Here is a 17,293-nt window from a genome sequence, read left to right on the forward strand (position 1 = left end):
ACGCGGCCGCCTGGCGGCAGTAGTCACCCAACGGAGGATGCCTTGAGCGTGCAGATAGCCCCGGCCCCGGATATTGCCACCCTGCTGCGGGGCCTGGACGGCTTCGGCGACGCACCGGCGCTGCGCTGGTTTGCCGCCGCCGGCGAACAGGCGCTCAGCTACCGGGAACTTGCGCAGCGCATCGAAGCCGCCGCGGCGCGGTTGCAGGCGCGGGGCCTCAGCCTTGGCGGCCGGGTGCTGCTGCTGGCCGAAAGCGGCCTGCCATGGGCACTCGGGGCGCTGGCGGTGCTGCGCGCCGGCGGCGTGCTGCTGCCGCTGGATGCCCACAGCCCGGACGACACCCTGCAGCATGTGCTCACCGATGCGGCGCCGGTGCTGGTGCTGACCGATGCCGAGCACGCGCCGCGCTGCGCCGGTTGCGGCGCGCCGGTGTTGTTGGTCGATGCCTTGGCCGGGTCCGGCCCGGTGCCCGCCGTGCCGGCCGACACGGGCATCGACCCGGCCAGCCCGGCGGTGATGTTCTACACCTCCGGCACCACCGGGCCGCCCAAGGGCGTGCCGCTGAGTCACGCCAATCTGCTGTACCAGCTGCGCACCGTGGCGGCGGCGGATCTGGCCCGGCCGGGTGACCGGGTGCTGCTGCCGCTGCCCATGCACCACGTGTATCCGTTCGTGATCGGCCTGCTGCTGCCGATCGTCGCCGGCGTGACGCTGCTGCTGCCGGGCGCCACCACCGGCGCGCAGATCATGCAGGCCCTGCGCGAGGGTCGGGCCAGCGTGCTGATCGGCGTGCCGCGGCTGTACCGGGCGCTGCTGGAGGGCATCGACGGGCGCGTGGCCGGCTTGCCGCCGTTGTCGCGACGCCTGCTGGGCGGCTTGCGGGCGGCCGCCCGCTGGTCCGCGCCGCGGCTTGGCACGAGCGTGGCGCGGCGCCTGCTGGCGCCGTTGCACCGCCAGATGGCACCGGACCTGCGCCTGCTGGCCTGCGGCGGGGCGGCGCTGGAGGCCGATCTGGATGTTGCGCTGACGGCGCTCGGCTGGCAGGTGGCGGTCGGCTACGGTCTTACCGAAACCTCGCCCTTGCTCACGCTGCGCATGCCGGGCCAGTGCCGGTCGGGCAGCGCCGGGCGCGCCGTGGCGGGTACCGAGCTGCGCCTGGCGGCGCCGGACATGGGCGAGGAAGATTTGCCGGCCGGCGCCGGTGCCATCGAGGTGCGCGGTCCGGGCGTGTTTGGCGGCTACTTCAACCTGCCGCAGGCCAACCAGGAGGCGTTCACGGCCGACGGCTGGTTTCGCACCGGCGATCTGGGCCGGCTGGAGGCGGACGGGTGCCTGGAGGTGCTCGGCCGTGCCTCGACGCTGATCGTCACCGAGAGCGGCAAGAACATCCAGCCGGAAGAAGTGGAGGCCGTTTATCAGGCCCATCCGCTGATTGCCGAGGCGGCGGTGCTGCAGGTGGATCGGCGGCTGGTGGCCCTGCTGGTGCCGGAGCGATCGCAGTTGGGCGATGCCGACGGCGCCGCCACCGAAGCGGCGCTGCGCCAGGCGGTGGCCGAGCAGTCGCGGCAACTGCCCAGTTACCAGCGGGTGGTCGAGTTCGCCGTCACTTTCGAGCCGCTGGCGCGCACCGCGCTTGGCAAGCTGCGCCGCCACCTGCTGGCCGAGCGCTATCGACAGGCGCGCCAGGCGGCCGGCGGCCCGCCGCCGGAAGCGGCGCCGCTCGCCACGGCCGATCAGGCGCTGCTGCGCGATCCGCGGGCGCGGGCGGTGTGGGATTTCCTGCGCGAGCGCTACCCGGACCGGCCGCTGACGCCGGACAGCCACGTGCAGCTCGACCTTGGGCTCGACTCGCTGGGCTGGCTGAATTTCGGCATGGACATCGCAGCCCGCAGTGGCGCCCAGTTGTCCGAGGACGCCATCGCCCGCATTGCCACCGTGCGCGACCTGCTGCGCGAGGTGAGTCTGGCCGACACAGCGCCGCCGGCGACGCTGCTGGACGACCCGCTGGCGGCGCTGGATGCCGAGCAGCGCCGCTGGCTGAGGCCGGTGCCGGTCTGGCTCATGCCGCTGCGGGCCGTGCTGCTGGGCCTGACATGGCTGCTGATGCGCGTGCTGTTTCGGCTGCGCGTGACCGGTCGCGAGCACGTACCGGCGAGCGGGCCGTTTCTGCTGGCACCCAATCACGGCAGTTACCTCGATGCCCCGGCGCTGGGCGCCGCGCTGGGCCGGCGGGCGCTGCGCGACCTGTGCTGGGCCGGCTGGACCGGCATCATGCTGGCTAGCCCGCAGATGCGGGCGGTCTCGCGCCTGGCGCGGGTGTTGCCGATGGACTCTGAGCGGCGCGCGCTGTCGAGTCTGGCCTTTGGCCTCGCGGCGCTGCGCGCCGGCAATGCGCTGGTGTGGTTTCCGGAAGGCGCCCGTTCCAAGACGGGTGCGCTGGAGCCGTTCCGGCCCGGCATCGGGCTGTTGCTGGAGCACACCGACGTGCCGGTGCTGCCGGTGTACATCGAAGGCGCCTATCAAGCCTGGCCGCTGCACCGGCGCTGGCCGCGGCTCGGGCGGATCAGCGTCCACTTCGGCGCGCCGATCAGGGCGACCGAACTGCTGGCCGGACCGGGCCCCGGCCAGCCGCACGAGCGCGCCGCACGCGCGCTGCGCGAGGCGGTGGCGGGGCTTATCCGCGAGCGTTTGGCCGGTCCGCCGGCACCGTGAGCAGCAGCGCCAGCCCGACCAGCCAAAGACCCAGAATCACCGTCATGCCGACCCGCTGGCTGCCGGATGCCAGCGTCACGGCGCCGACCAGCAGCGGCCCCAGGAAGGCCGTCGCCTTGCCGGACAGCGTGAACAGTCCGAACAGCTGATTGCGCTGCGCCTCGGGCGCCATGCGCGCCAGCAGCGAGCGGCTGGCCGCCTGCGCCGGCCCGACGAAGATGCCCAGCGCCAGCCCGGCCACCCAGAACGCCGTTGCCGACTGCGCCAGCAGCGTGCCGGCGCCGGCCAGCAGCAGGGCCAGCAAGGCGATGACGATGGTGTTGCGGCTGCCGATGCGGTCGTCGAGGTGGGCAAAGCCCACCGCGCCCAGGCCGGCCGTCACGTTCAGCCCGATGCCGAAGGCCAGTACCTGCGTTTCGGTCATGGCGAAGCTGCCGGCGGCGTACACACCGCCAAACGCAAACAGCGTGGCCAGGCCATCCGTGTACAGCATGCGGGCGACCAGAAAGCGCAGCAGCGGCCCCTGCCGCGGCAGCCCGCGCAGGGTGCGCCAAAGATCACCGAGGCTGGCCTTCAGCTCGAAGCGACCGGCGGACGCGTCCCGCCCCGGCAGGCGGGCGGTCAGCAGCGGCAGCGCGAACAGCCCGAACCACACTGCCGCCAGCACGAAGGTGGCCCGCACGTGGCTGGCATCGGCGCGCGGCAACGGGAACCAGGCGCCTTCCCGCACGAAACCGAACAGCGCCAGCAGCAGGCACAGCAGCCCGCCGGCATAACCCAGTCCCCAGCCCCAGCCGGACCAGCGGCCGATGCGCTCGGCCGGCGCCAGGCGCGGCAACAGCGCGTTGTAGAACACGCTGGCCAGCTCCATGCCGATGGTCGCCAGCCCGACCAGCAGCAGGGCACCGATCAGGTGCGGCGAGTGCGGCATCACCCACCACAGCGCCGCGGTCGGCAGCACGCACAGCGCCGTGGTGGCGGCCAGCCAGCGCCGCTGTCCGCCGCCGTGATCGGCAATCGCCCCGACCACCGGCCCCAGCAGCGCCACCGCCAGCCCGGCCAGACCGACCGCCAGGCCCCACAGGGCACTGCCGGTGATGGCGTCCGGTGCCACCTGGCGCGTGAAATAGGCGGCGAAGACGAAGGTCTCGATGACGGTCGGAAAGGCGCTGTTGGCGAAGTCGTACAGCGCCCAGCGGCGCAGCAGGCCGGTGCCGGCGGGTGCATCCTCGGCCGTCATGCGGCGCGGGCCGGTCGCGTCAGCGGCGGGGCGAGGGGCGCGGCTATCATTGCCGCCCTGCGCCGGCCGGCGCGTACGCTTTTTCTTGTCGCCATCAGGAGTTTCCCGTGAGTACATCCGTCGTCGAAAAAAAGATCCCGTCCGGCGCCATCGCCAGCCACGTGCTGCTGGCCGGTGACCCCAAGAATCCGCCGGCCATCCTGCTGCACGGCGCCGGTCCCGGCGCCACGGCGGCCTCCAACTGGCTGCGCTGCGCGCCGGACTTGGCCCGGCACTACTACGTGATCGCCCCGGACCTGGTCGGCTTTGGCCAGACCGAGCTGCCAGCCGAGCTGCCGACCCACATTCTGGGCTGGATCGGGCATCGCGTGGAGCAGGTGCTGGGGCTGATGGACACGCTGGGCGTCGAGCGCGCCCACGTGGTCGGCAACTCGATGGGCGGCGCCTTGGCCCTGCATGCGCTGGTGCAGGCGCCGCAGCGCTTCGACAAGGTGCTGCTGATGGGCGCCATCGGCGCGCCGTTCGAATACAGCTGGGAAATGAAGCGCCTGCTGGAGTTCTACAAGGATCCGCGGCCGGCCCGCTACAAGGAAGTGATCGAGAGCTTCGTGCACGATCCGGCCGCCGTGCCGGGCCTGGACGAGATCATCAAGCAGCGCTACGCGGTGGCCATGGACCCCAAGACCCGCGAGATGACCAACCTGCTGTTCCAGGCGCAGTCCGCCGGCATGAACGACCTGACCGTGCCGGAGGCCCAGCTCGGGCGCCTGCCGCATCCGGTGCTGCTGGTGCACGGCCGCCAGGATCGCATCGTGCCGCTGGACACCAGCCTGTACTTCCTGAAGCACCTGCAGCAGGCCGAGCTGGTGGTGCTGGACCGCTGCGGGCACTGGGCGCAGACCCAGCGCTGGGACGCCATGTACCCGCTGATCGTCAAGCACTTCGGCGGCTGAGGCGGTGGCGCGAACCCTGGATGAGGCGGCGGTGCAGCGCATCGCCGCCGAGCTGGAAACGGCCGAGCAGGCTCGTCGGCCGCGCCGGCAGCTGCGGCGCGAGTTTCCCAATCTGGACATCGACGACAGCTATGCCATCCAGGCCGCCTGGATGGCGCACAAGGCCACGGCCGGGCGGCGCGTGCTGGGCCGCAAGATCGGTCTGACCTCGCGCGCCATGCAGCAGGCCTTCGGCATCAGCGAGCCGGACTACGGCACGCTGCTGGACGACATGTTCTTCGGCGACGGCGAGGTGATCCCCGGCGACCGCTTCATCGTGCCGATGGTGGAGGTGGAGCTGGCCTTCGTGCTCGGCGCGCCGCTGGCCGGCGAGACGGTGTCGATCACCGATGTGCTGCGCGCCACCGAGTACGTGCAGCCGGCAATCGAGATCATCGACGCCCGCACCGAGCGGGTGGATGCCGAAACCGGCCAGCGACGCGGCGTGCTCGACACCATCGCCGACAACGCCGCCAGCGCCGGCGTGGTGCTGGGCGGGCGGCCGATGCGGCCGCAGGATATCGACCTGCGCTGGGCCGGCGCCGTGCTGTACCGCAATGGCGTGATCGAGGAGACCGGTCTTGCCGCCGGCGTGCTGGGCCACCCGGCGGCCGGCATCGCCTGGCTGGCACGGCGTTTCGCCCGCCACGGCGTGGCGCTGGAAGCCGGACAGGTGATCCTGGCCGGTTCCTTCACGCGCGCCCTGCCGGTGACGCAGGGTGACGTGTTTCATGCCGACTACGGGCGCCTGGGCAGTTTCGGCTTCTCGTTTGGCGCCAGCGACTGAGGAAACGCTGACAGTATCGAGCGCTTCCCACGGCGCAGACAGGCGCCTACCGGAAAATTGTGGGAGCCCGGCTGTGCCGCCCTGCCAACAGGACTGTCCGTGTCAATGAATGATTCCCCGGCGCCCGAGGCCGGATCGCCGCCCTTGCTGGCCATCGTCTGCCTGTCGCTGGCCGCCGGGGCGAGCGCCATGGCGATGCGCGTCAACGACGCCCTGCTGCCGCAGCTGGCGCAGATCTTCGGCGTGCCGCTGGCCACCACTGCGCAGGTGGTCAGCTTCTACGCCCTGGCCTACGGCGCCTCGCAGGTGCTGTGGGGGCCGATCGGCGATCGCTTCGGCAAGTATCGGGTGGTGGCCTGGGCGGTGCTGGCCTGTGCGCTGGCCTCGCTGGCGTGTGCCTTTGCCGGCGACTTTGGGCAGCTGCGCGCGGCGCGCGTGCTGGCCGGCATGCTGGCGGCGGCGATCATCCCGCTGTCGATTGCCTGGCTCGGCGATGTGGTGCCTTACGAGCGTCGCCAGCCTGTGCTGGCGCGCTTTCTGATCGGCCAGATCACGGGGCTGGCGAGCGGCGTGTGGCTGGGCGGGGTGGCCGCCGATCACCTGGGCTGGCGGGTGCCGTATTTCGTGCTGGCCGGGCTCTACGGCCTGGTCGGCGCGCAGCTGTTCGTCGGCCTGCGGCGCCTGCCGGCGGGCTCGAGCGGGCGCGCCGGCAGCGCCGTGGCAAGCTCGCTGACGCGCACGCTGGGCGATTTTCGCGAGGTGCTCGGCGGGCGCTGGGCGCAGATTCTGCTGCTGATCGTGTTCCTGGAAGGCAGCTTCCTGTTCGGGCCGCTGGCCTTCATGGCTGCGCATCTGCATCACCGGCTCGGCGTGTCGCTGACGGTGGCCGGCTCGCTGGTGATGGTGTTTGGCGCCGGCGGGCTGGTGTACGCGCTGGGGGCGCGGCGCTTGGTGCGGGGGCTCGGCGAGGCGGGGCTGGCTCGCGCCGGCGCGCTGTTCCTGTGCCTGGGGCTGGGCGCGATCGCCGCCGCGCCGTCGTGGATTTTCGGCGTCCTCGGCAGCCTGCTGGCCGGACTGGGCTTCTACATGCTGCACAACACGCTGCAGGTGAATGCCACGCAGATGGCGCCGCGGGTGCGCGGTGCGGCGGTGTCGCTGTTCGCGGCGAGCTTTTTCCTCGGCCAATCGGCCGGCGTGACCCTGATCGGCTGGGTGTCCGCGCGCATCGGCAGCGGGCCGGCAATCGGCCTTGGCGCCGGCGCGCTGCTGGGCATCGGCCTCGGCTTCGGGCAGGTGCTGGTCCGGCGCACAGCGGCGCAGGGTTGAAGGGAGCCTGGGTAGGCGCAGCCTGGCTGGGCGGTGATCGCCTTCCGGCATGAGGATCGCCCGGCGAAGCCGGGCTCCTACACCAGATGAAGTCAAACCGGCCGATTGCACGGCCGGGCGAGGGGCTATACATTTGTGTAGCCATGACGACAGCACCCGCCCCACTGCCACCCCGCCAGGCCGCCGCGCTGCAGGTCATCGAGCGCCATTTCGAGCGCCACGGCGCCACGCCGACGGTGCGCGAACTGGCGCAGGGTCTGGGCTGCTCGGTGCGTGCGGCGGCGGAGCTGATCGAAAAGCTGGTGCAGCGCGGGGCGCTGCACAAGGTTGCGGGCGTCAGCCGCGGGCTGCGGCTGGCGGCGGCGCCGGCCGGCCTGCGCCTGCCGCTGATCGGCCGCATCGCCGCCGGCCAGCCGATCATGGCCGCCGATCACGTCGAGGACTGGCTGGCGGTCGATCCGGCGCTGTTTCGCCCGCGCCCGGACTGGCTGTTCCGGGTGCAGGGCTGGTCGATGAAGAACATCGGCGTGCTGCCGGATGACCTGGTCGGCGTGCGCGAGGATCCGGACCCGCCGCCGGGCGCGGTGGTCGCGGCGCTGGTGCCCGATCCGCAAACCGGCGACCCGCGCCTGACGCTGAAGCGCTACGCGCGCCGCGCCGGCCAGGTGGTGCTGGTCTCCGAGCATGACGATCAGGTTGCCTTTGCGCCGCAGGTTTACGATCCGGCCACGCCCGGACTGCGCCTGATCGGCGTCTATGCCGGGCTGATCCGGCCGGGGACGGGGCCGTGAATGCGCCCGTTTTGCAGATTCCGGGCGTCTGGCGCGGCGACTGCCCGCGGCCAGCGGCTGCGCTGGCCAGCACGCGTATCGAGGCCCTCGACCGGGCGCTGCTGGGTGGCTGGCCAGTCGGGGCGCTGACGCAGATCGTCGGCACCGAGGCGGGCCTGGGTTTCTCGCTGATCATCCCGGCGCTGGCCGCCTGCACCGCGGCCGGGCGCGCGGTGGCGCTGATCGATCCGCCTTACCTGCCGTATGCGCCGGCGCTGGCCTCGCGCGGCGTCGATCTGGAGCATCTGCTGTGGATACGCCCGCAGGATGCGGCGCAGGCGCAGTGGGCGGCGGAGCAGATCGCCCACAGCGGCCTGTTTGCCGCGCTGGCCTGCTGGGGGGCGCTCGATGGCACGGCCGAGCGGCGCCTGCAGCTGGCCGCGGATGCCGCGCAGTGCCTGGTGTTCTGTTTTCGCACCGGTCGCGCCGATGGCCACAGCCATGCGGCGGTGCGCCTGGCGGTAGCGCCGGCAGCCGATGCGCAGTTGCGGGTGGAGGTTCTCAAGTGCCGCGGCGGGCGGGCCGGTCACGGCCTGCTGCACCGCTGCGTCGACCTGCCGGTGGCGGCGTGAGTAGCGGGCGATCGTCATGCCGTGGATCTGCGCCCTGTTTCCCGATCTGCCGCTGGAGGCTTTGGGCCAGCTTCTGACGCTGGCGCCGGACCGCCCGGCGGCGGTCTGCGAGCACAGCGGCCGCGGCCGCTGGCTGCACGGCCTGAATGCCGAGGCGGCGCGGCGCGGCTTGCGCCGGGGCATGGCGCTGCCCGCCGCCGTGGCGCGGGTGCCGGAGTTGCTGGCCCTGCCGCGCCGGCCGGCGGCCGAGCATGCGGCCCTGGACGCCCTGGCCTGCTGGCTGTACCGCTTCGGCACGCCGGTCACCGTGTGCCGGCAGCGGCAGGCGGTGTGGGTGCAGGTCGGGCCGAGCGCGCACCTGTTTGGCGGCTGGGATGGGCTGGTCGGCGCCTTGCTGGCGGACCTGCCGGCGTATCGGGTGCAGTTTGGCGTTGCCCCGACGCTCGGCTGCAGCCTGCTGCTGGCGCGTGCGGATGCCGGTTTGCAGCGGCCGGTGCGCGAAACCGGCGCCATCGCCAGCGACATCGCCAGCGCCATCGGCGGGCTGCCGCTGGGGCTGCTGCCGTTCGAGGATGCGGCGCTGCGTCTGCTGGCCGGTGCCGGCCTGCGCCGCATCGGCGAAGTGCTCGCGCTGCCGGCCGATGCGCTCGGCCGGCGTCTGGGGGGCACGGCCATGCTGGCGCTGGAGCGGCTGCTGGGTCGTGCCCCGGAGGCCTGGGAGGCGTTCGTGCCGGCGGCGCGCTACCGCCGCCGCTTCGAGTTCGGCGACCCGGTCGCCAGCAGCGAGGCGTTGCTGTTCCCGCTCAAGATGATGCTGGGCGAGTTCGCGGCCTACCTGCGGGCCCGCGACTGCGCGGTCCGGGAGTTCGTACTGCGCTTGCGGGGCAGTGGCCGGCGTGCGCGCGCGCAGCCGATCGGCCTGATGTCGCCCACGCGCGATCCGGTGCGCCTGCTGCGGGTGGTGCGCGAGCAGTTGGAGCGCATCACGCTGGCGGATGGCGTCCTCGAACTGCGCCTCGAAGCGGACCGTTTCGAGCCGGCTGCGGCGATTCAGGACGATCTTTTCGGCAGCAGCCAGGTGCTCGGCCAGCGCCTGCTGGAACTGCGCGAACGCCTGGCGGCGCGCCTGGGCGCGGATGCCGTGCGCCAGATCGCGGTCAGTCCGGACCGGCGCCCGGAGGCGGCCATGGCCAATCTCGGGGCCGATGCCAGGCCGGGGGCGGTGCCCGGCTCGCATCACCCGCCGCGCCCGCCGTGGCTGCTGGCGCAGCCGCAGCGCCTGAGGCCGGCGCGTCTGCTCGGCGCGCCCGAGCGCATCGAGCTGGGCTGGTGGGAGGGCGCGGCGGCGCGCGATTACTTTGTGGCGCAGGACCGGGCCGGGCGCCTGTGCTGGGTGTATCGGGACCTGCACGACGGCGCCTTCTACCTGCACGGCCTGTGGCAGTGAGCGCGGCAGTGCGTCAAGCGCCCGGCTATGCCGAGCTGCACTGCCTGTCGAATTTCTCCTTCCAGCGCGGCGCCTCGCACCCGCACGAGCTGGTGGCGCAGGCCCATGCGCTCGGCTACAGCGCGCTGGCCATCACCGACGAGTGCTCGCTGGCCGGCATCGTGCGCGCCTGGCAGGCGGCCAGGCCGCTGGGCCTGCCGCTGATCGTCGGCAGCGAACTGCAACTGCATGACGGTCCGCGGCTGGTGGTGCTGGCGCCCGACAGTGCGGCCTACGCGCAGCTGTGCGGCCTGATCACCCGGGCGCGCCGGCGCAGCGCCAAGGGTCAGTACCGGCTGGCGCTGGATGATCTGGACGCCGATACCGACCGGCTGTTGGCGCTGTGGCTGCCGCAGTGGCCGGCGCAGGGTCTGGATGAGGTCCGCCTGCGCGGCGAGGCAAGCGCCCTGGCCGAGCGTTTCGGCGAGCGCCTGTGGCTGGCCTGGGAGCGCCTGCTGCATCCGCAGGATCGCGAGCGCCACGCAGCGCTGATCGCGCTTGGCAAATACCTCGGCCGGCCGCTGGTGGCCAGCGGCGATGTGCACATGCACGTGCGCGAGCGCAAGGCCCTGCAGGACGTGCTGGCCTGCATCCGCGCCCACACGCACATCCGCGACCCGGCGGCGCCGCTGTTTGCCAACGGCGAGCGGCACCTGCGCCCGCTCGCCGCGCTGCACAAGCTCTACCCAGCGGCGCTGCTGCGCGAGACGCTCGCCATCGCCGAACGCTGCACCTTTCGGTTGGATGAGCTGCGCTACCAGTACCCCGAGGAGGTGGTGCCGCCGGGCCGGACCGCCGCCGCGCACCTGCGCGCGCTGACCGAGGCCGGCATGCGCCGCCGCTACCCGGACGGCTGCCCGCCGGCGGTGCGGGCGCTGGCCGAAAAGGAACTGGCCCTGATCGGCGAACTGGGCTACGAGCATTATTTCCTGACCGTCGAGGAACTGGTCGCCTTCGCCCGCAGCCGCGGCATCCTGTGCCAGGGCCGCGGCTCGGCCGCCAATTCCGCCGTCTGCTACCTGCTGGGCGTCACCGAGGTCGATCCGGCGCGCATGAACCTGCTGTTCGAGCGCTTCATCTCGCGCGAGCGCAACGAGCCGCCGGACATCGACATCGACTTCGAGCACCAGCGGCGCGAGGAGGTCATCCAGCACATCTACGAAAAATACGGCCGCCAGCGCGCCGCCCTGACCTGCACCGTGCAGTGCTACCGCACGCGCGGCGCGCTGCGCGACGTGGGCAAGGTGCTGGGCCTGTCGGTGCAGCAGGTGGATGCCATCACCCGCGCCCTTGCCTGGTGGGACGACCATACTGCACTGATCGGGCAGCTTGAAAAGCAGGGTTTCGCGCCGGACGGCCTGCTGGTGCGCCAGCTGCTGGCCCTGGCCGGCGAGCTGATCGGCATGCCGCGGCATCTGTCGCAGCACGTGGGCGGCTTCGTCATCTCGCAGCGGCCGCTGTCCGAGCTGGTGCCGGTGGAGAACGCCGCCATGGCGCAGCGCACCGTGATCCAGTGGGACAAGGACGACCTGGATGCGGTCGGCCTGCTCAAGGTGGACGTGCTGGCGCTGGGCATGCTCTCGGCGCTGCGCCGCTGCCTGCAGATGGTCGGCGCCTGGCGCGGGCGGGAATTTCGCCTGCAGGACATTCCGGCCGAGGATCCGGCCACCTACGCCATGATCAGCCGCGGTGAGACCACCGGCGTGTTCCAGATCGAAAGCCGCGCCCAGATGTCGATGCTGCCGCGCCTGAAGCCGGCCACCTTTTGGGATCTGGTGATCGAGGTCGCCATCGTGCGCCCGGGGCCGATCCAGGGAAACATGGTGCATCCCTACCTGCGGCGCCGGCAGGGCCTGGAGCCCGTGCACTACCCGAGCCCCGAGCTCGAACGGGTGCTGGCGCCGACGCTGGGCGTGCCGCTGTTTCAGGAACAGGTGATGTCGATCGCCATCCTGGCCGCCGGCTTCTCGCCCGGCGAGGCCGACCAGGTGCGCCGCTCGATGGCCGCCTGGCAGCGCAAGGGCGGGCTCGGGCAATTCCGCGACAAGCTGCTGCGGGGCATGGCGGCGCGCGGCTACGAGGCCGGCTTTGCCGAGGCCATCTACCAGCAGATCTTGGGCTTCGGCAGCTACGGCTTCCCGATGAGTCATGCCGCCAGCTTCGCGCTGCTGACCTACGCCTCGTGCTGGCTCAAGTGCCACGAACCGGCGGCCTTCTGCGCCGCGCTGCTCAACTCGCAGCCGCTGGGCTTCTACGCGCCGGCGCAGCTGATCCACGAAGCCCGCCGCGCTGGTGTGCGCTTTCGCGCCGTCGATGTCTGCCACAGCGACTGGGATTGCACGCTCGAGGCGGGCGCCGATGGCGCGCCCGAGGTCCGGCTCGGTCTGCGCCAGGTGCGCGGCCTGGCCGAGGGCGAGGGCAGGGCCGTGTCCGCTGCGCGCGCCGCGGCGCCGTTTGCGACCATGGAAGATCTGACAGCACGCGCGGGCCTTGGCCGGCGGGCGCTGGACGCACTGGCCGATGCCGGCGCACTGGCGAGTCTGGCCGGCCACCGCCACGGCGCGCGCTGGCAGGCCGCCGGCACGCAGCGCGGGCAGGGGCTACTGGCCGGCCAGGCGCTGGTGGAGTCGCCCGTGTCGCTGCCGGAGCCGCGCGAGGGGCAGGACATCGCCGCCGACTACCGCAGCCTGGGGCTGACGCTGGGCCGGCATCCGCTGGCGCTGCTGCGGCCGCGCCTGCAGCGCCTGCGCGTGACCCGCGCCGCGGAGCTGGCCGGCCTGCCGGACGGGCGCCTGGTGCGGGTGGCCGGCATCGTCACCCATCGCCAGCGGCCGGGCACGGCCTCGGGCGTGGTCTTCGTCACCCTGGAGGACGAAACCGGCACCGTGAACCTCATCGTCTGGCCCAAGCTGCTGCAGGCACAGCGCGAGGCCATCCTGGGCGCCTCGCTGATGCTGGTGCGCGGCCAGGTGCAGGCGGGGCAGGGGGTGGTGCACGTGGTGGCCGGCCGGGTCGAGGATCAGTCGCGGTTACTCGGCGCGCTGCCGGCCGAATCGCGCGATTTTCACTAGCGGGTTGCCCGGCAGGGCCTTGCCGGCGGCGTGCGCCCTGCAAGCGCAACCGCGGCTTGACCGTATGATCAGCCGTGGGTGTAATGCCGTGCGGACGCCGATCCAGGGGAGAAGAAAACACAATATGACGCATGAACCGTATTTGCCATGCCGCGCACTGGTTGCGGCGGGCCTGCTGCTGGTCCTGACCGCCTGTTCGCGGGGCGACCGGCCGGCGACGTCCGCGGCCGCTGCGGGCGGCGCTCCCCCGGCCCTGCCGGTACTGGTGGCCACTGCCCACCCGCAGGCGCTGACCGACCGCCTGCGGGCCGTGGGTACGCTGACTGCCAACGAGTCGGTGCTGGTCCGCTCCGAGATTCCCGGCCGGGTGGAGCGCATCCATTTCCAGGAAGGCCAGCCGGTCAAGGCCGGTGAGCCGCTGATCACGCTCGACGGCGCCGAGTACCGGGCGCAGGTGGCGCAGACCGAGGCCACGGTGACGGTCAATAGCCTGAACTTCCAGCGCGCCGCCGATCTGGTCAAGACCAACATGCTGAGCCAGCAGGAATACGACCAGGCGCAGGCGCGGCTGGCCGAATCGCGGGCCCTGCTGCAGCGTCACCAGGTGATGCTGGCCAAGACGGTGCTGCGGGCGCCCTTCGACGGCGTGGCCGGCTTGCGGCTGGTCAGTCCCGGCGCCTACGTGCAGCCGGGGCAGGATCTGGTGAACCTGGAGGATATCGACCCGCTGAAGGTGGAGTTCCGGGTGCCGGAGCGCCACGCCACGGCGATGACCGTCGGCCGGCCGCTGACCCTGCGCGTGGACGCCGTGCCGGGCCGCGAGTTCACGGGCGAGATTTACGCCATCGACCCGCGCCTGGACGCCGCCACGCGCACCTTTGCGCTGCGCGGGCGGGTGCCCAACGGCGACGGCCTGCTGCGGCCGGGCATGTTCGCGCAGGTGGAGCTGACGGTCGGCGAGCGGCCGCAGGCGGTGGTGATTCCGGAGCAGGCCATCGTGCCGCGCGGTGACAGGCTGTTCGTGTTCAAGGTGGTGGATGGCAAGGTGGTGTTCACACCAGTCGTCACCGGCCTGCGCGAGCCGGGCATCGTCGAGATCGTCGAGGGCCTCGCGGCCGGCGATACGGTGGTCACCGAGGGCCAGATGAAGCTGCGCGACGGCATGCCGGTGGCGGCCCGTGCGCAGGAGGTCAAGCCATGAAACTGACCGACGTGTCGGTCGAGCGGCCGGTGCTGGCCACGGTGATGAGCCTGGTCATCCTGCTGCTGGGGGTGATCGCCTTCTCACGCCTGTCGGTGCGCGAGTACCCCATGATCGATACGCCGGTGGTGTCGGTGCGCACCATCTACCGCGGCGCCAGCGCCGAGATCATCGAAAGCCAGGTCAGCCAGCCGATGGAGGACGAGCTGTCCGGCATCGAGGGCATCGACGTCATGAAGTCGGTATCGCGCGAGGAAGTGTCGGAAATCACGATCAAGTTTCGCCTGACGCGCGATCCGGACGACGCCGCCGCCGACGTGCGCGATCGGGTCGCCCGTGCCCGCGACAAGCTGCCCGAGGACATCAACGAGCCGGTCATCTCCAAGGTCGAGGCCGACGCCGACCCGATCATGTGGCTGGCCTTCTTCAGCGATCGCCACTCGCCGCTGGAGGTATCGGACTTCGCCGACCGGGTGGTGCGCGACCGCCTGCAGACCATTCCGGGCGTGGCGACGGTGCTGATCGGCGGCGAGCGGCGTTATTCGATGCGCATCTGGCTGGATCGGGAGCGGTTGGCCGGTTACGGGCTCACGCCGCTGGATGTCGAAACCGCGCTGCGGCGGGAGAACATCGAGGTGCCGTCCGGGCGCATCGAGAGTACCGAGCGCGAGTTCACGGTGCTGTCTGAAACGGACCTGCGCACGCCGGCGCAGTTCGACGAAATGATCATCCGCGAGGTCAACGGCTACCCGGTGCGTCTGAAGGACGTTGGCCACGCGGCGCTGGGCGCCGAGGACGAGCGCTCCAGCAACCGCGTCGACGGCGCCCCGGCGGTCGGTCTGGGCGTGGTCAAGCAGTCCACCGCCAACCTGCTGGAAGTCGCCCGCGCGGTCAAGGCCATGCTGCCGGAAATCCAGGCCACGCTGCCGGCCGGTATGCAGTTCAAGATCGGCACCGACCGCTCGAACTTCGTCGAGGAATCGATCAAGGCCGTCTATCGGACCCTGTTCGAGGCGCTGGTGCTGGTGGTGGTGGTGATCTTCGGTTTCCTGCGTTCGCCGCGGGCCACGCTGATCCCGTTCCTGTCGATTCCGGTCGCCATCATCGGCGCGTTTTTCTTTCTGTATGCGCTCGATTTCTCGATCAACATCCTGACCCTGCTGGCGCTGGTGCTGGCCATCGGCCTGGTGGTGGACGACGCCATCGTGGTGCTGGAGAACATCTACCGGCGCATCGAGGACGGCCTGTCGCCGCGCGAGGCGGCGCTGGTCGGCGGGCGCGAGATCGGCTTTGCCGTGCTGGCCATGACCATCACGCTGGTGGCGGTGTTCGTGCCGATGGCCTTTCAGACCGGCACCACCGGGCGGCTGTTCCGGGAGTTCGCGCTGGCGGTGGCCGGCGCCGTGGCGGTGTCGGGTTTCGTCGCCCTGACGCTGGTGCCGATGCTGTGCGGCCGCTTCCTGAAGCCGGCTCACCACAGCCCGGCGTATCAGTTCACGGAACGTTTTTTCGTGGCGCTGAACCGCGGCTACGAGGCCACGCTGCGCCTCGCGCTGCGCGGCTGGGTGCTGGTGCTGGCGCTGGCCATCGGCGTGGGCGCGGCCGGCGCATGGATGTTCACGCAGCTCAAATCGGAACTGGCGCCATTCGAGGACCGCTCCGACTTCGTGGTGCTGATGATCGGCCCGGAAGGGGCGAGTTACGACTACATGTACCGCAACGTGCTCGAGGCGGAAAAAATCCTCACCGGCATCCCGGAGATGACCACCCTGTTCATGGTCGTGTCGCCGGGCGTGCAGCGGCCGGCGCCGGTCAACATCGGCGCGGCATTTGCCACCATCAAGCCCTGGGGCGAGCGCACGCGCAGCCAGTTCGACATCACCCGCGAACTCGGACCGAAGCTCGGCGCCATGCCCGGCGTGCTGGCGTTTCCCATCAACCGCGCCTCGCTGGGCATGGGCGGCTACCGCGAGACGCCGGTGCAGTTCGTGCTGCAGGCCGACACCTGGGAGCAGCTGCAGGTGGCGGTCGACACACTGATGGCGCGGGCGAGCCAGAACCCGGCGCTGCTGAACCTGGACACGGACCTGAAGCTGAACAAGCCGCAGCTGAAAGTGGACGTTAACCGCGACAAGCTGGCCAACGTCGGCATCAGCGCGGCCGACGTCGGGCGCACGCTCGAGACCCTGCTGGGCGGGCGCGAGGTGACGCGCTTCAAGCGCGCCGGCAAGCAGTACGAGGTGATCGTCAAGCTGGCCGACGACGCGCGCCGCCAGCCGACCGACCTGACCGACATCTACCTGCGGGCCGGCGACGGCTCGCTGGTGCAGGTGGACAACCTGGTCAGCCTGCGCGAGGCGGTGGCGCCGCGCGAGCTGAACCACTTCAACCGCCTGCGGGCAGCCAAGATCAGCGCCAACATCGCCCCCGGCCACGCCATGGGCGAGGTGCTGGACTGGCTGGCGGCCGAGGCCCAGCAGGTCCTGCCGCCCGGCGGGCGCATCGACTACGACGGCATCTCGCGCGAGTTCAAGGAGGCCAGCCAGGCGCTGGCGCTGACCTTCGGCCTGGCGCTGGCGTTCATCTATCTGGTGCTGTCGGCGCAGTTCGAGAGCTTCCGCGACCCGCTGGTGATCCTGCTGTCGGTGCCGCTGGCCGTGGCCGGCGCGGTGGCGGCCCTGTACTTCAGCGGCCTCACGCTGAATGTGTACAGCCAGATCGGCATGGTCATGCTGATCGGTCTTACGGCCAAAAACGGCATCCTGATCGTCGAGTTCACGCGCCAGCTGCGCGCCGGCGGCATGGCCGCGCGCGACGCCTTGGTGCAGGCCTCGGTGCTGCGCCTGCGGCCGATCCTGATGACCTCGGCCACCATGCTGCTGGCGGCCGTGCCGCTGGCCCTTGCCGGCGGCGCCGGCGCCGAGTCGCGCCACCCGATCGGCTGGGTCGTCATCGGCGGCCTGCTGGTCGGCACGCTGTTCAGCCTGTATGTGGTGCCGGTGGTCTATCTGCTGCTGTCGGGTCGCGAGGCGAAGCCAAAAGCAGCCGCGCAGCCGCTGCCACACCCGGCCTGAGG

General features: G+C 71.6%; 11 protein-coding genes. 10 read left to right on the forward strand and 1 reads right to left on the reverse strand.

Annotation, left to right across the window (positions count from 1 at the left end):
- The first annotated feature begins 48 nt into the window (after window positions 1–48).
- Window positions 49–2,712 (forward strand): AMP-binding protein, encoded by a 2,664-nt coding sequence (locus tag H5U26_RS10720; RefSeq protein WP_290619487.1) that lies wholly within the window; start codon window positions 49–51, stop codon window positions 2,710–2,712.
- On the opposite strand, the gene H5U26_RS10725 is transcribed toward H5U26_RS10720, so the two are convergent.
- Window positions 2,675–3,952 (reverse strand): MFS transporter, encoded by a 1,278-nt coding sequence (locus H5U26_RS10725; RefSeq protein WP_290619489.1) that lies wholly within the window; start codon window positions 3,950–3,952, stop codon window positions 2,675–2,677. The genes H5U26_RS10720 and H5U26_RS10725 overlap by 38 nt on opposite strands.
- A 107-nt stretch (window positions 3,953–4,059) precedes the next feature.
- On the opposite strand from H5U26_RS10725, the gene H5U26_RS10730 reads away from it, so the two are divergent.
- The 9 genes from H5U26_RS10730 to H5U26_RS10770 all read left to right on the forward strand — a co-directional run bounded on the left by H5U26_RS10730 (window position 4,060) and on the right by H5U26_RS10770 (window position 17,291).
- Window positions 4,060–4,905: an alpha/beta hydrolase gene (locus H5U26_RS10730; protein ID WP_290619491.1), complete on the forward strand. Its 846-nt coding sequence runs from the start codon at window positions 4,060–4,062 to the stop codon at window positions 4,903–4,905.
- Window positions 4,906–4,909: 4 nt separating this feature from the next.
- A complete protein-coding gene (gene hpaH / locus H5U26_RS10735) occupies window positions 4,910–5,731 on the forward strand; it encodes a 2-oxo-hept-4-ene-1,7-dioate hydratase (protein ID WP_290619493.1) in 822 nt (273 codons plus the stop codon).
- Between the two features lie 105 nt (window positions 5,732–5,836).
- The gene (locus H5U26_RS10740) at window positions 5,837–7,057 is read left to right on the forward strand and encodes an MFS transporter (RefSeq protein ID WP_290619495.1); all 1,221 of its coding nucleotides are present in this window, start codon (window positions 5,837–5,839) and stop codon (window positions 7,055–7,057) included.
- Window positions 7,058–7,200: 143 nt separating this feature from the next.
- Window positions 7,201–7,848: a LexA family transcriptional regulator gene (locus tag H5U26_RS10745; protein WP_290619497.1), complete on the forward strand. Its 648-nt coding sequence runs from the start codon at window positions 7,201–7,203 to the stop codon at window positions 7,846–7,848.
- Window positions 7,845–8,459: a translesion DNA synthesis-associated protein ImuA gene (imuA, locus tag H5U26_RS10750; RefSeq protein ID WP_290619499.1), complete on the forward strand. Its 615-nt coding sequence runs from the start codon at window positions 7,845–7,847 to the stop codon at window positions 8,457–8,459. Before H5U26_RS10745 ends, imuA begins: the two co-directional genes overlap by 4 nt.
- A gap of 16 nt (window positions 8,460–8,475) precedes the next feature.
- Window positions 8,476–9,906, forward strand: coding sequence for a DNA polymerase Y family protein (locus tag H5U26_RS10755; protein WP_290619501.1), 1,431 nt, complete (start codon window positions 8,476–8,478; stop codon window positions 9,904–9,906).
- A gap of 8 nt (window positions 9,907–9,914) precedes the next feature.
- Entirely contained in the window at window positions 9,915–13,016 is a 3,102-nt protein-coding gene (locus H5U26_RS10760) for an error-prone DNA polymerase (RefSeq protein ID WP_290619503.1), read from the forward strand.
- Between the two features lie 124 nt (window positions 13,017–13,140).
- A complete protein-coding gene (locus H5U26_RS10765; RefSeq protein WP_290619505.1) occupies window positions 13,141–14,217 on the forward strand; it encodes an efflux RND transporter periplasmic adaptor subunit in 1,077 nt (358 codons plus the stop codon).
- Window positions 14,214–17,291, forward strand: coding sequence for an efflux RND transporter permease subunit (locus tag H5U26_RS10770; RefSeq protein ID WP_290619506.1), 3,078 nt, complete (start codon window positions 14,214–14,216; stop codon window positions 17,289–17,291). The genes H5U26_RS10765 and H5U26_RS10770 overlap by 4 nt, the downstream gene beginning before the upstream one ends.
- Window positions 17,292–17,293: the final 2 nt, after the last annotated feature.

Source organism: Immundisolibacter sp. (assembly GCF_014359565.1).
GTDB lineage: Bacteria > Pseudomonadota > Gammaproteobacteria > Immundisolibacterales > Immundisolibacteraceae > Immundisolibacter.